The organism is Rhodococcus koreensis, assembly GCF_017068375.1.
In the GTDB taxonomy this organism is placed as follows: Bacteria; Actinomycetota; Actinomycetes; order Mycobacteriales; family Mycobacteriaceae; genus Rhodococcus_F; species Rhodococcus_F koreensis.
The window spans coordinates 7974594-7989173 of the sequence record NZ_CP070609.1 but is presented as its reverse complement, the minus strand read 5'-3'; the positions used below and the strand labels follow the sequence as shown (position 1 = coordinate 7989173).

The 14580-nt window shown below is 65.4% G+C and carries 11 protein-coding genes; 5 read left to right on the top strand and 6 right to left on the bottom strand.

Annotation, left to right across the window (positions count from 1 at the left end; all coding sequences use genetic code 11):
* Positions 1–275: 275 nt before the first annotated feature.
* The 3 genes from JWS14_RS36270 (at position 276) to JWS14_RS36260 (ending at position 6073) form a co-directional block, all read left to right on the top strand.
* Positions 276–1688, top strand: coding sequence for a WS/DGAT/MGAT family O-acyltransferase (locus tag JWS14_RS36270; protein ID WP_072937939.1), 1413 nt, complete (start codon positions 276–278; stop codon positions 1686–1688).
* Between the two features lie 537 nt (positions 1689–2225).
* Positions 2226–2594 (top strand): histone-like nucleoid-structuring protein Lsr2, encoded by a 369-nt coding sequence (locus tag JWS14_RS36265; RefSeq protein ID WP_072937937.1) that lies wholly within the window; start codon positions 2226–2228, stop codon positions 2592–2594.
* Between the two features lie 1310 nt (positions 2595–3904).
* On the top strand, positions 3905–6073 hold the full coding sequence (locus JWS14_RS36260) for an RNA degradosome polyphosphate kinase (RefSeq protein WP_420855152.1): 2169 nt from the start codon (positions 3905–3907) through the stop codon (positions 6071–6073).
* A 21-nt stretch (positions 6074–6094) separates the two neighbouring features.
* Here JWS14_RS36260 and JWS14_RS36255 read toward each other — a convergent pair whose 3' ends face one another.
* The 4 genes from JWS14_RS36255 to JWS14_RS36240 form a co-directional block, all read right to left on the bottom strand.
* On the bottom strand, positions 6095–6271 hold the full coding sequence (locus JWS14_RS36255) for a hypothetical protein (RefSeq protein ID WP_206015341.1): 177 nt from the start codon (positions 6269–6271) through the stop codon (positions 6095–6097).
* Between the two features lie 61 nt (positions 6272–6332).
* Complete coding sequence (locus JWS14_RS36250; RefSeq protein ID WP_072938009.1) at positions 6333–6611, bottom strand: hypothetical protein; 279 nt, start codon at positions 6609–6611, stop codon at positions 6333–6335.
* 329 nt (positions 6612–6940) lie between these two features.
* Positions 6941–7846, bottom strand: coding sequence for a 4-hydroxy-tetrahydrodipicolinate synthase (dapA, locus tag JWS14_RS36245; RefSeq protein ID WP_206015340.1), 906 nt, complete (start codon positions 7844–7846; stop codon positions 6941–6943).
* A gap of 153 nt (positions 7847–7999) precedes the next feature.
* Positions 8000–9940 carry a potassium transporter Kup gene (locus JWS14_RS36240; protein ID WP_420855127.1) on the bottom strand — a complete coding sequence of 647 codons (1941 nt, stop codon included), beginning with the start codon at positions 9938–9940 and terminating at the stop codon, positions 8000–8002.
* Between the two features lie 255 nt (positions 9941–10195).
* On the opposite strand from JWS14_RS36240, the gene JWS14_RS36235 reads away from it, so the two are divergent.
* Both JWS14_RS36235 and JWS14_RS36230 read left to right on the top strand, forming a co-directional pair.
* Positions 10196–11383: a type III PLP-dependent enzyme domain-containing protein gene (locus JWS14_RS36235; protein ID WP_206015338.1), complete on the top strand. Its 1188-nt coding sequence runs from the start codon at positions 10196–10198 to the stop codon at positions 11381–11383.
* A 197-nt stretch (positions 11384–11580) separates the two neighbouring features.
* Positions 11581–12924 (top strand): NAD-dependent succinate-semialdehyde dehydrogenase, encoded by a 1344-nt coding sequence (locus JWS14_RS36230; RefSeq protein WP_206015337.1) that lies wholly within the window; start codon positions 11581–11583, stop codon positions 12922–12924.
* Between the two features lie 94 nt (positions 12925–13018).
* Here the strand turns inward: JWS14_RS36230 and JWS14_RS51855 are convergent, their stop codons facing one another.
* Together JWS14_RS51855 and JWS14_RS36220 are read right to left on the bottom strand one after the other, a co-directional pair.
* Entirely contained in the window at positions 13019–13219 is a 201-nt protein-coding gene (locus JWS14_RS51855; protein ID WP_420855151.1) for a helix-turn-helix domain-containing protein, read from the bottom strand.
* Between the two features lie 183 nt (positions 13220–13402).
* The gene (locus tag JWS14_RS36220; protein ID WP_206015335.1) at positions 13403–14299 is read right to left on the bottom strand and encodes an alpha/beta fold hydrolase; all 897 of its coding nucleotides are present in this window, start codon (positions 14297–14299) and stop codon (positions 13403–13405) included.
* Positions 14300–14580 lie beyond the last annotated feature (281 nt).

Sequence of the window (14580 nt, the reverse complement as noted above, 5' to 3'; positions counted from 1 at the left end):
TAAATGTGCGCCTGGAGACCACTACCACCAGGCGCCGAGTCCGCCCGCCCCGTCTGGCCGACCTGATCGCTTGCCCGACTTGTCCTATCCGGGACTTTCGGCCTCGCGCGGATGTCCGCGCGTCCTGTACAACTGAATGGGAGATGCCAGATTGTGACATGAACCACACCTGACCGTTATCTTACGACTCGATTACCTAGAGCTGAATACAAGGTTCCCGGGAACCCCGCAGTGGCAGTGCGGGTGTGCGAGCGGGGCCGGAAGGGACACCCGACATGCTGCTGCCGATGTCGCCGACCGATTCACTGTTCCTCCTCGGCGAGTCGCGGGAACATCCGATGCACGTCGGCGGCCTGGCAGTATTCACTCCACCGGACGGCACCGACGCAGCCGACATCGGAGCGATGTTCGAGACGGCTGCAACCTCCGACGAGGTGGCACCGCTCTTCCGCAAGCAGGCCCGACGATCGGTAACCACCCTGGGACAGTGGGGTTGGGACACCGCGACCGACGTCGACGTCGATTACCACGTGCACCGCAACGCCCTCCCCCAACCGGGTGGCATGCCCGAACTGATGACCCTGGTGGCCCGACTGCACGGGACCTCACTCGACCGCACCCGCCCACTGTGGGAGATGCACCTGATCGAAGGCCTCGCCGACGGCCGCTACGCGGTATACACCAAGATCCACCACGCCCTCGCCGACGGCGCATCCGCGATGAACCTGTTGCGCCGCAGCATGAGCGAGGACCCCACCCGCACTGGCATGCCCGCCCCCTGGCAACCCGCCGCACCCGCGACCGCGACCGACGCAGCCCCGCCAGAACCTGGATCATCGACGCCGCCGAACCTGCGTGACCTTCCGGGCCAGGTCCTGCGCGGCGCCCGCAACGCGTCGAGCGAGGTCGCCGGCCTGGCACCGGTGCTGGCCGGCACCGTGGAACGCGCCCTACGCGCCAAAGGCGGCCCCCTGTCGACGCAGGCACCGCACACCATGTTCAACGTCGCGATCGGGGGCGCCCGCCACTTCGCCGCCCGCACCTGGCCACTCGAACGGATACGGCTGCTCGCCAAGCACGCCGACGCCACCGTCAACGACATCATCCTCGCGATGTCCGCAGGGGCACTGCGCGGCTACCTGCACGACCTCGGTGCGCTGCCCGCCGAACCGCTGATCGCCATGGTCCCGGTGTCCCTGCGCCCCAACACCGATACGGAATCCGCAAACGGGAACCGGATCGGGGTCCTGATGTGCAACCTCGCCACCCACCTACCGGACCCCGCCCACCGCCTCGACACCGTGCGCACCTGCATGCGCGAAGGCAAACACGCCCTCCGCGCGATGAGCCCCGCCCAAGTGCTGGCGATGAGCGCCGTCGGCGCCGCCCCCCTCGGTATCGAAATGCTCCTCGGCCGCCGAGGACCACAGCGGCCGCCGTTCAACCTGGTGATCTCCAACGTCGCCGGACCCGACACCCCGCTGTACTGGAACGGCGCCCACCTCGACTCCCTCTACCCCCTGTCGATCCCGGTCACCGGACAAGCCCTGAACATCACCTGCACCAGCAGCGACGACCAACTCGTGTTCGGGTTGACCGGCTGCAGGCGCACCGTCCCGAACCTGCACCCGATGCTCGACCACCTCGACACCGAACTCGGAGCCCTCGAACGCGTCGTCGGCCTATGACTCCACCGGCGCCACCGACACAACACCGGCGTCCGCCCAGTAGAAGGAATTCCATCAACATCCACAAGGCACTGCTCATACTGCTACTCGGCGGCACCGCCGCCGTCCACGCGATCCTCCGCCGCCCTACCCCGCGCCGCCGCGGACACGGCGTCCCCTTCCACGCCAACGGCTGACACCCACCACCTCCATCATCTCCCCCGAACCTCGACAGTCAGGAACGGCCGTCCGACCGCCTTCGTTCGCGCTGCGAGGCCATTTCGGGGGAAGGACAGCTCGTCCCGGGTGGTCGGCGGCCGGGAAACAATCGAACGCTGGTGACCGTTCCCATTCGACAGGACCCTTTCGCTGCCCGCAGCCGACCTGCGGGCATCGAGTATCGCCGTCCCTCGACCGCGAACACTTCGGCTATGGATTCGACTGCTGACCTGTCTCGGGCATGAGGTCTTTTTCTGCCAAGAATGTCCTTGTGTCGACCGAGGCGCGCATTGTGCACTGGACGTAGAGTGGGTTTGCAAAAGCGACTGAGGAGTTGGAATGGCGCGCCAAATAGTTGTCGAACACGTTGACGATATCGACGGAACTTCCATAGCGGAGGGAAAGGGAGAGACAATCGCCTTCTCCGTGAATGGAATCGACTACCAGATCGACTTGTCGGCGAAGAATGCGAAGGAGTTCCACAACAAACTCGACCACTACATCGATCACGCCACAAAGGTGGGTGGTCGCACGAGTCGATCCGCGGGCACACTGACGTCGGGTGGTGGCGTCACGCAGAAACCTGTGCGGCGGGACCGTGACCAGGTGAGGGCAGTGCGGGAATGGGCACAGAAACAGGGCTATGACATCGGGGGCCGAGGGCGCATTCCCATCGAGATCACAGAAGCGTACGACGCTGCTCATTGACGACCGCCACGAGAGCGCCGTTGCTGGAATGGGAGGGCTGAGGAGCGAGCGGAATTCGCACATGGAGCGTCGGCGGGAGCCGCGCACTAATTTGCCGAACACATTCACCCCCTCGTCAGAATCTCACCCATTCTGGAGAACACAGAAAAAGCCATCATTGTGCTAATCGGCGGTGTTGCTCCAGCGCGCACACGATCACGCCAACCCCGACATGAGACGCCCAATCGGATGCGGCTGAATATCAGAAGTCACGGCGCCACCCGGTCGACGGCGTCGATAGAAGACGGCGATCGACCGGGGCAGCCGGGGGTTTCGCGTTGTCCACTATTCGGCAGGGCAACCCGTTGCGAAGTCATACGTCAGCCATGAACGCCGTCTGCGTCCGTGGGATACCCGAAGGCGACGGCGCTGACCGAATAGTCCTCTGTCGCGCATCATTCGGGTCGACGAGAACGAGCACGAGCAACCAGCACCACGCCCGAGACGAGAAACCCGGCGGTGGTCACCGCGACCACAACCTTCGCCGGCGCGGTCATCACACCGGTCCCGAGCACGAACGCGACACCTGACACCCCACCCATCGCCAGGCAAACCCCTCCCGCCAACGCCGTCACAACCCGGACCACCGGCACCGTCCCCAGTACTCTTCGCGGACCCATCACGTCACGCCGCCCAACCGCACCATGCCGATGCCGCGGCGTCGATTCGGTGGTCGAAACGTTGCCGCCGACCGCGAAGGTGCGGGGCCGCTGGGTTCCTCCGCGCATCGGCGGGCCCGTCACGGTGTGCGGGGATCGTCTTCGGCGGCGAGACATGGAAGTTGCCGTTCGGCGGTGAGGACCGCGACGACCACTGCGATGTCGGTCAAGGGCAGATATTTGGTCAACCGCCTCGGCCGCGACTCAGAACTCGCCGACATCGGGATGCGATCGGGGCGTGGGTTGCGGGATTCCTGATTCGTCATGAGTGCGGTGCCTCGTCCAGTTGATGTACTTGACGGTACGGGGAGCGAATTACCATCATTGCGGCCTGGAGCAACCAGTGCGTTTCGCGAAGGTGAGGTCGACATGACTTCTGCTCCAGCTCGCCGCCACACTCCCCGATATTGACCTGCTCAAGCTCTTCTTCGAACGGCTTGGACGAACAGTGCGGGCCCGATTGCCGTATACCGCGGCGATCGTGCGCTCGAGGCAGCGGCACGGCAGACATTGCGGCACTGGCGTGGACGCCGCCGTCGACTGTCCAGAGCCGAATTCTCGAGGGATGATCGTGGGGTGAGCAACGGCGAAGCAGTCCATCCGAACACCGACGTGCACGTGGAGGACGGTTCGCGCGACGGTCGCGTCCTCGCGCCCCCGCCGACCATTCCCGGGGCGCCACCTGCCGCGACCAGCACAGTGCCGAGTGCGCTCGCCGACGGGCTCCCCGAAAATCGCTATCTGAACCGTGAACTCAGTTGGCTCGATTTCAATTCACGAGTACTTGCACTCGCCGAGGACACGTCGCTGCCGCTGCTCGAGCGCGCCAAATTCCTCGCCATCTTCGCCTCCAACCTGGACGAGTTCTTCATGGTCCGGGTCGCGGGACTCAAGCGCCGCGACGAGACCGGCCTGTCCGTGCGGTCAGCCGACGGCCTCTCCCCTCGCGAGCAACTCTCGCTGATCGCGACCCGCACCCAGGAGATCTCGGAGAAGGCCGCGCGGGTGTTCCTCGACTCCGTGCGTCCTGCGCTTGCCGCCGAAGGGATCTCCATCATCAAATGGGACGAACTCACCGACGACGACCGCGACCGCCTGTCGGTGCACTTCCAGGACCAGATCTTCCCCGTCCTCACCCCGCTCGCCGTCGACCATGCCCACCCGTTCCCCTACATCAGCGGCCTGAGTCTCAACCTCGCCGTGACAGTGAAAGATGCACTCACCGGTGGCGAACACTTTGCGAGGGTCAAGGTTCCGGACAACGTAGGCAGGTTCGTCCGCGTCCGCCGCGACGAGACACCGTCCTCCATCGACGCATTCCTGCCCCTGGAAGATCTGATCTCCGCCCACCTCGACATGCTGTTCCCGGGCATGGAGATCGTCGAGCACCACGCGTTCCGCATTACCCGCAACGCCGACTTCGAGGTCGAGGAAGACCGCGACGAAGATCTTCTGCAGGCCCTCGAGCGGGAACTCGCACGGCGACGATTCGGCTCCCCCGTCCGGCTCGAGGTCGCCGACGACATGACCGAACACATGCTCGACCTCCTGCTGCGCGAACTCGACGTCGACCCCGGCGACGTCATCCAGGTGCCCGGACTGCTGGATCTGTCGTGCCTCTGGCAGGTGTACGCCGTCGACCGGCCCGCACTCAAGGACGCACCGTTCGTGCCCGCAACGCATCCGGCATTCGGCGAGCGGGAAACACCCAAGAGCGTCTTCTCCACCCTCCGCGACGGCGACGTCCTGGTCCACCACCCGTACGACTCGTTCTCCACCAGCGTGCAACGCTTCATCGAACAGGCCGCCGCCGACCCCCAGGTTCTGGCCATCAAGCAGACGCTCTACCGCACTTCCGGCGACTCCCCCATCGTCGACGCCCTGATCACCGCCGCCGAGGCCGGCAAACAGGTCGTCGCACTGGTCGAGATCAAGGCGCGATTCGACGAGCAGGCGAACATCAAATGGGCCCGCAAACTCGAAAAAGCCGGCGTACACGTGGCGTACGGACTGGTCGGGCTCAAGACCCACTGCAAGACCTGCCTCGTCGTCCGCCGCGAGGGGTCCACCATCCGCCGTTACTGCCACATCGGCACCGGAAACTACCACCCCAAGACCGCCCGGCTGTACGAAGACATCGGTCTGCTCACCGCGGCACCGGAGATCGGCGCCGACCTCACCGACCTGTTCAACTCCCTCACCGGCTACTCACGGAAAACCCAGTATCGCAATCTCCTCGTCGCGCCCTACGGCATACGGCGGGGCATCATCGAGCGGATCGACGGCGAAGTGGCGCGCGCACTTCGCGGCGAGGACGCGGGTATTCGCTTGAAGGCGAACGCGTTAGTGGACGAACAGGTGATCGACTCGCTCTATCGCGCATCGCAGGCCGGTGTGCCCGTGCAGATCGTCGTCCGCGGCATTTGCACGCTGAAACCCGGGGTGCCAGGACTGAGCGAGAACATCCACGTCCGGTCGATCCTCGGGCGCTTTCTCGAACATTCGCGAATCCTGCACTTCCGTGGGGCGGGCGAGTTCTGGATCGCCAGCGCAGACATGATGCACCGCAACCTCGACCGTAGGGTGGAGGCCGGGGTTCAGGTGAAAGATCCCCGGCTCACCGCGCAGTTGGGCGACCTCTTCGATTCGGCGCTGGATCCGAAGACCCGGTGCTGGGTGCTGCACCTCGACGGCAGCTGGGTGGCGTCCCCCGCGCACGGCGAGGACGTCCGCGAACATCAGGAGGCCCTCATGCGAACTCGAGCCGGCAGCGGGTCCTGACCACGGGACGGCACCGGTGGCTCACCGGTCCACCCGCCGCCGCGTGATCGCCAGCAGTTGGTCACCGGCACTGAGGGAGATGCGCTGGTCCGCTGCGGGCGCCGGCTGACGCACGACCGCCGCTGTCGTTTCTCCGCGACGTGCCACAGGTAGGCGAACAGTCGCCGTGGTTCCGTCGCCGAAGCGTGTGTTCACCATGGTGAACGCTCCAGATTTCGATCCGCCCTCGCCCTGCTTTTCGCCGCCTGCCGACTACCCCTCAGTGCTCTCGGCGCCGGTGGGTCCCATCCCGGTGAGGGCTGGGATCGACGGTCACCTCGTCGGTGTCGGCGAAGACCAGGCGTCCGTCGTCGAGGGCGATCGCCCACCGATGCGCCGGCGCCCACTCGTGCCCGGTGCCGCCCGACTCGGTCAGGGCCGCGTAGTCCTCGACGATCTCGCCGGTGACGTCGGCCTCGGACTTTCTGCGGACAAGTACCCGAGTGCCGACCGTCAATTCGGGGTCGGGCCCCGGCCCGTCGTCGCCTGTGTCGCCCATCATGCACCTCTTCGTTCAGCGAACCTCGTCAGAGCATATGCACGCAAACGTCTCCGGGCGACCCGGTCTGCGAAGTGCGCATGCAGCTGTTACTCACGCGTACAGTCATTTTGACTCTTCCACGCCGGTTGCCACGGGCGGGGTGCTGGTGCACGATCGGCGGCGGGCGGACAACACACCATGTTCCACATTCTGGCGGTCGAGGGCCTATAACCCCTGTCTCCAACCTCAGAATCAACCCACGCCGTGGTCGGCGGCAGTGCCGCATAGAAGCAGCACGTGCGGCGGGAAGGTCGTGTCGACAGATCTGAGTACACACTCAGGCCTGGTCAGCGCAGCAACTCTGAAGCCAACAGCCCCGTCCGAAGCGCTTCATACTCGCCGTCGTCGAGAGCAAGTAGCGGGGACCTCACGGTTCTGTTCTGCAGGACAGCGAGCAACTGCAGCGCCCCTTTGACCGTCGTCGCACCGTAATTGGGGACACCCATTACCGCACGCAGAGCCGGCTGCAGGCGGGCATTGATCGCCCGCGCGGTTTCGACGTCCCCCGAGAAGAAGGCCTCGATCATGGCGCGGATCTCGTCGCCCGCCACGTGACCGAGAACAGAGACGACCCCGCATGCCCCGTACGCGAGGAAACCCAGGGTGAGGCTGTCGTCTCCCGAGTACACCGCGTAGCCCAATTCGCGCAGCATGATCGCTTGTGTGGGGTCTCCAGCTGCATCTTTCACCGCGACCACGGACGGCCAGTCCGCCATCGCCTCGAATGTCGAGGGTGCCAGCTTGGTGCCGGCCCGGCTCGGGATGTCGTAGAGCATGAGAGGGGCATCGACGGCATCCACTACGTAGCGAAAATGTTGCAGTATCCCGCCTTGACTCGGCTTGTTGTAGTACGGCGTTACCAGCAGCAGCCCGTCGGCACCCTGCTTGACAGCCTGGCGCGCCAATTCCAGCGTGTGGCGGGTGTCGTTTGTGCCCACCCCGGCAATGATCTTGGCGCGGTCGCCTACCGCGTCCTTGACCGCTCGCAGTATCCGACCATCTTCGACAGTGGTAGTCGTGGCGGCCTCACCGGTTGTCCCGGAGACGACGAGTCCATCGTGTCCGTGGTCGACCAAGTGTCGGGCGATCCGAGCAGTCGCCTCCTCATCGATCTCGCCATCGACGGTGAATGCTGTAGCCATCGCGGTGAGTACGCGCCCGAACGGGGCGACAGGCGCTGACGGGGGTGTCATTGCCCCAGTGTATGCGCCCTCAACCGGCGACAGCGTTGACGGAACCGGTTATTCACTGACTGGCAACCGACCAGGGTCGCGCGGCCGACGACACCTGCCCCGCACGCACGATTGGATCGCGACGACGAAGCCCCGCGCGACGCTGCCGCGCCGTCATACCTCGATCCGGGAACCTACCGTCACGGTCCGGTCACCCGGGAGACCGAAGTACTCGGCGGCGTCGGCCGTGATGTACGACGTCGCGATGAACAGATGCTTGCGCCACGGCGCCATCGTCGGTGCCGAACCTTTCTTCAGTTCGATCTTCGACAGGAAGTAGGACGCGTCCTCGATCGCGATCGGCCCCTCGGTTTGCGTGGGGTCGAGCAGGCGCAATGCGGCCGGGACGTTGGGGGTTTCCATGTACCCGAAGTTCGCGGTCATGTGGAGGATCCCGTCCTCGGCATAGCCGAGAGTGTCGACCTCCGTCCGCTCGGTCTCCGGTACGCGGGGCACCGGCAGCGTGCCGATCGACATGATCACCACGTGTTGGTGCAGCACGTGATTGTGTTCGACATTCGCTCGCATCGCCAATGGCGCAGTCTGTTTGCCGCGGTTGAGGAACACCGCAGTGCCGGGGACCCGCTGCAACGGCGGCCGGTGGTCGTGCAACTCGTCGATGAACTGGCGCAGCGGCCCCTCCGCGTGCTCCCTCGCACGGGTGACGATCACCCGACCACGCTGCCACGTGGTCATCACGGTGAACGCCGTGATGCCGATCAGCAGCGGAAGCCACGCCCCGTGCACCAGTTTGGTCAGATTGGCCGCCAGGAACAGCACATCGACCAGCAGCAACAGCCCAGCACCGGGCACGACCAGCCACAGCGGAGTACGCCATCTGGTGCGCGCGATGTAGAAGAACAGCAGCGTGGTGATCGTGATGGTCCCGGTCACCGCCATGCCGAACGCGTACGCCAGCGCTGCCGAGCTGCGGAAGGCGAATACCAGCGTCAGCACCGACACCATCAGCACCCAGTTGATCCACGGCACATAGATCTGGCCGATCGTCGCCTCCGAGGTGTGCGCCACGCGCAATCTCGGCAGATAGCCGAGCTGGGCGGCCTGCGCGGCTACCGAGTAGGCGCCGGTGATCACCGCCTGGGAGGCGATCACCGTGGCCGCGGTAGCCAGCAGCACCATCGGCACCCGCGCCCATTCGGGAGGGAGCAGGAAAAAGGGGCTGTGCACCGCGGTCTCGTCACCGAGAACCAGCGCACCTTGCCCGAAGTAGCTCAGGACGCACGCCGGCAGCACGAGCAGCAACCAGCCGCGGGTAATCGCCCGCCGTCCGAAGTGACCCATGTCCGCGTACAGCGCCTCCGCGCCGGTGACCGCCAGCACCACCGCGGCCAACGCGAAGAAGGCGATTTCGAAGTGCCCGATCATGAAGCCCAACGCATAGGTCGGTGACAACGCTTTGAGGATTTCCGGGTGCTGGGCGATCCCTCCCACGCCGCAGGCGCCGATGGAGGCGAACCAGAGGATCATCACCGGCCCGAAGTACCGGCCGACCGTGGCCGTGCCTCGGCGCTGGACCGAGAAGAGCAGCACGATGATGACCGCCGTGATCGGCACGATCAACTCTTCCAATTTCGGCTCGACGACCTTGACCCCTTCCACCGCGGACAGCACCGAGATCGCGGGGGTGATCATGCTGTCGCCGAAGAACAGAGCGGCACCGAAGATCCCGAGGCCGGCCAGCAGCGCGGCAACCCGGCGCCCCTGCGTTCCACCCCAGCGCAGCAGCAGCGTGATCAGCGCCATGACTCCGCCCTCGCCGTCGTTGTCGGCGCGCATCACCAGCGTGACGTAGGTCAGCGTGACGACGATCATTACCGACCAGAAGATCAGCGACACGACGCCGTAGACGTTGTTCGTGCTGATCGGCACGGGATGCGGGTCGTCCGGGTTAAACACTGTCTGAATGGTGTAGATCGGGCTGGTGCCGATGTCTCCGAAGACGACGCCGAGTGCGCCGACGACAACGGCCGCTCGAACGGTGTCGCGGCCGCCGACCGCGCGAATCGGCGACGGAGCTTCGGACTCTGTGGGCACGGCGGGCTCCTTGGTTCGGTCCGCACCCCATGGTCCTCCGTCTCGGCCCATTTGTGGCAGTAACAGCGTCGCGGTGCCCGACAAACGGTTCACGGCGTGTGCACAGCCCCGGCGTCCCGATGTCAGGGCAGCGTTAGTGGTTCTCACCGGGCTGTCAGCATCGCGTCAACGAGACCCCTGGTCGATCGGGAAGGTCTGACACTGGTTCCGGTAGGGCGAACGACCGCGTTCGCCCACCGTGCGTAGGAGTCCACAGTGACGCTTCTCGACATCCTTCCTTCACTTCGTGGAACGACCACCCCGCGACTGGATCCACTGGTGTGGCCGGTGACGACGCACTATCACCATGGGCGCATCACGGTCGGCGGGGTTGGCCTGGACGAGATCGCGGACCTGTTCGGCGTGCCGACGTATGTGCTCGACGAAGAGAGTGTGGGCGGCGGTGGTAAGACGTTCGTGCAGGGGCTACGCGATGCCGAGATGCTCTACCGCACGGCACCTCTGTTGCCCTGCGGCGTGGCACGGTCGGTCGCAGAGCGGCGCCTGACGGTGGTGGTGCACTCTCGCCGCGACGTGGCGGTCGCGCGGCAGGGTGGGCTCGACCCGGACAGTACCGTGCTTGTGGTCGATGCCGCCGATTCGCGCTCCCACTCGGAAGTGTCGCCCTGGAAGGGGGGAGTCGGTCGCATCGTCGTCGGCGCCGGTGTCCGGATCGACTCGGTCGCCGCGCCCGGGCCCGAGTCGGGGCGGCAGAAGACGATCGTCGGTGTCCGGGACACCTGCTGTGCGGGGGCGACCATCCGGCGGGTGGTCGACGCGCCCGGTCTCGATCTCATCGGCATACGCTGCGACTGCGTGCCGACTGTCGGCGACATCCGTGAGCAGGTCCTGACCGCAGTGGCGGTGATGTGTGATGCATATCGAGAGCACCGCGTTCTGTGTACCGAATTGCATCTCGGTATCGCGGGCGGCGCCACCGACATCGTCGGCTCATCCGATCTCGGCGATGCCATCGCCGATGCCGTCGAGGACGCGTGTATCCGGAACCGCTTTCCGCGGCCACGTCTTTCGGTGGATGCCGGACGATCGGTCACTGCACGGGCTGCGGTGAATGTGTGCCGGGTGAACCACGTGGAGCGCACGCCCGGCGGCCCGGTTGTCGTCCTGGACAGTGGCGCCGGCTCGGTCGTAGCCGTGACGACCGGTGAGCTGGTCGCGGCGGCCGTCGCGAATCGCCACCCTTTCGGACCGGCGGAAGAGTTCTCGATCATGCGGTGCGGCAGCATGATCGGGGCACCGCGCCGTTCCGGAGTGGTTCTGGCACAGGATGTCAGGCCCGGAGACGTGGTGGCATTGGTCAGTCGCGACGGCAGCGATCTGGTCGGCTCGGCCGCTGCCGTCTCCGTCGCCCACGGCCGCATGCACGAGCTCACAACCGGATAGTCCCGGTGATGTCGAGGGCAAGTGGCCCGGTCGGTTGGATGCCTCCCGTGCCTGCAGGCTCCGGATCTCGTCGGGAGGTTCAGGCTTTCGACAGGGGTACCGCCGAGACCCGTGATCGAGTATTGGCCGTGACTACCAACCGCAGCACCTCATCACGCGTAATACTGGGGTATCCGACCCTTCCGAGGAGACGCGACATGAGCCTGTACGCAGTAGTGGACCCGGCCACCGGGAAGACGGTGCGCGAATACCCGACCGCCACCGACGAGGAGATGCAGGCGGCGCTGTCCGCTGCGGAGAAGGCACACCGTGAGTGGTCGCGGCGCTCGACGACGCTCGAGCGCGCCGGACTGCTCACGAGAGTCGCCGAGTTACACACCGAACGCCGCGACGAACTGGCCAAGATCATCCAGCGGGAGATGGGCAAGCCACTCGAGCAGTCGCTGGGGGAGGTGGACTTCAGCGCCGCGATCTACCAGTACTACGCCGACAACGCCGAGAAGTTCCTCGCCGATGAGCCCATCGACCTGGTCGACGGCTCGGGTACCGCGCTGATCCGTCGACGCTCGATCGGTGTGCTGATCGGCATCATGCCGTGGAACTACCCCTATTACCAGGTGGCCCGGTTCGCGGGTCCGAATCTGGCACTGGGCAACACGATCGTGCTCAAACACGCACCGCAGTGTCCGGAATCGGCGGCGGCGCTGCACCAGATCTTCAGCGACGCCGGATACCCGGAGGGCGCCTACGTCAACGTCTACGCCACCAACGAGCAGATCGCCGACGCGATCGCCGACCCGCGGGTCCAGGGCGTGTCGCTGACCGGGTCCGAGCGTGCGGGTGCGGCGGTCGCCGAGATCGCGGGACGCAACCTCAAGAAGGTGGTGCTGGAGCTCGGCGGTTCCGATCCGTTCATCGTGCTCAGTTCCGATGACCTCGACGCCACCGTGAAGGCAGCGGTGGAAGGTCGCTTCGAAAACACCGGGCAGGCCTGCAACGCAGCGAAGCGATTCATCATCGCCGAGGACCTGTACGACGACTTCGTCGGCAGATTCACTTCGGAGGTTCTCGCCACTGCCGATGGGCTCGCGCCACTGTCGTCGGTGGCCGCCGCCGACCGACTGGCCGAGCAGGTGCAGCAGGCGATCGCCGAGGGAGCCACCATTGTGTCCGAGGGTGAACGGCAGGGAGCCTTCTTCCCACCCGCCGTGCTGACAAACGTGTCACCGGATTCGCGAACCTACCGGGAGGAACTGTTCGGGCCGGTTGCAACCGTGTACAAGGCTGGCTCCGAGGCCGAGGCCGTCGAACTGGCCAACGACACCCCGTTCGGTCTCGGCTCGTATGTCTTCACCACCGACCCCGATCAGGCGTCCCGCGTCGCCGACTCGCTGGACGCGGGCATGGTGTTCGTCAATGCCGTTGGCGCCGAGGGAGTCGAGCTGCCGTTCGGCGGCGTCAAACGCTCCGGTTTCGGTCGTGAACTCGGTAAATACGGGATCGACGAATTCGTAAACAAGAAACTCATCCGCGTCAGCTGAACCATCGATTCCCGACTTTCGACACCTCTGGTCGGTGTGGGTATCGGCGGGTTCTCGCGGTGTGCGGGAACCCGCCCGACATCCAGACGAGTGCTCAGTCTGCGTCATCGCTGCGCGCCGTGCCCTGCGGTGGGACTGCGAATCCGATGCGAATTGTTGCAGCATCCCACGGAACGGCGGGATCGAGGCCGGTGAGTTCCTTGAATCGCGCAATTCTCTCGAGGATCGTAGTGCGATGACAGACGAAGGCATCCGCAGTACCCGCCAGTGACCCCGAACGCATGTAGGTGTCGATGGTGTGCCGCAGTTGGCTGCGAGCGGACGCCGACAGAACCTCGAGTCCGCGGAGTAACGAACCTGGATTCCTTGAAGAAGGTCACCAAGACGATGGCCCTGTTCATCGCCGAATGGTGCGGCGTGACCGGCGCAAGACGGCCCCTGAGGCAATGGTCGGTTACGTTCGAGGGGCTCGACGTCTTCAGCGACGGGCCGCGACAACGTCTTCGTCGAGAAATTCCTTCAACCCGCCACTGAAGACATCGTTGTCGTCGCCAGCAACCATGTGACCCGCACCGGTGACGTCGATCAGTTTCGCGGTCGGGATCAGCTCGAGCAGCTCTTTCGCGCCTTCCTCACTGACCACATTCGATTGCTTGCCACGAACGAGCATCGTGGGAACGGTGATCGCGGCCGCGGCGTCCCGAGCGCGTTCGTATCGCACGATCGAGTCGGACTGGCGAGTGGGTTCGTCGCCGACGCGCAGGAACTCCGGATCCCAATGCCAGTACCAACGGCCATCACGCAGCCGAAGGTTCTTACGCAGACCCTGTGGGTTGGGCTTGCGGACACGGTTCGGGGTATACGCCGCGATCGCCGCTGCCGCGTCGTCGAGGCTCGCGAAACCCTCGAGGCCACTGCGCATGAAGGCCATGATCTCCGCGGTACCGCTCGTTTCGACCTTCGGTGCGATATCGACCAAGACCAAGCCGCGAGCGAGATCGGGATTCTCACCCTGCCCGATCAACGACGTCATACCGCCCATCGAGGCACCGACGAGAACTGGCTTCTCCCCCAGCTCTTCGATGACCGAGGTCAAGTCGGCGACCAACGCATCGATGCCATAGTCCCCATCCGGCGCCCACTGACTGTCTCCATGCCCACGCGCATCCAGCGCAATGGCGGACCAGCCGTCCGCCGCGAGGCTGCGACCGGTGTTTCGCCAGGAATGCCGCGTCTGCCCGCCGCCGTGCAGCAACAGGACCAAGCCCTTTCTGTCGGCGCCTGATCCGTCACCCGGTGTCGGCGGGTCCCACCGGTCGGCGACAAGCGTGACGCCATCACCGGCGAATTCGGATTGTGGGACTACGGGATCCATGGGGTTCCTCACCAACAAGGTCGAGTCGAGCATTCTCCTCCATGGTGCACCACAGGGTGAACACTAATTCACCCGGTGCGAGCGTTGTCTGCCGCCATAGCTGTATACCGTGGCCACGGCGGGCGAGCCGCAGGGCCTCAGGACCGAGGGGGGTTCTGCGGTTACCTGGAAAAGCAGGCACTCCCGCGAGCGCGCTCGCCCACCTTAACTGGTTGGAACGAGAACCTGCCGGGCGCATCCCGCAGATCACCGCGCACGCCGAGGCCTCCCGCGAGCTCGGC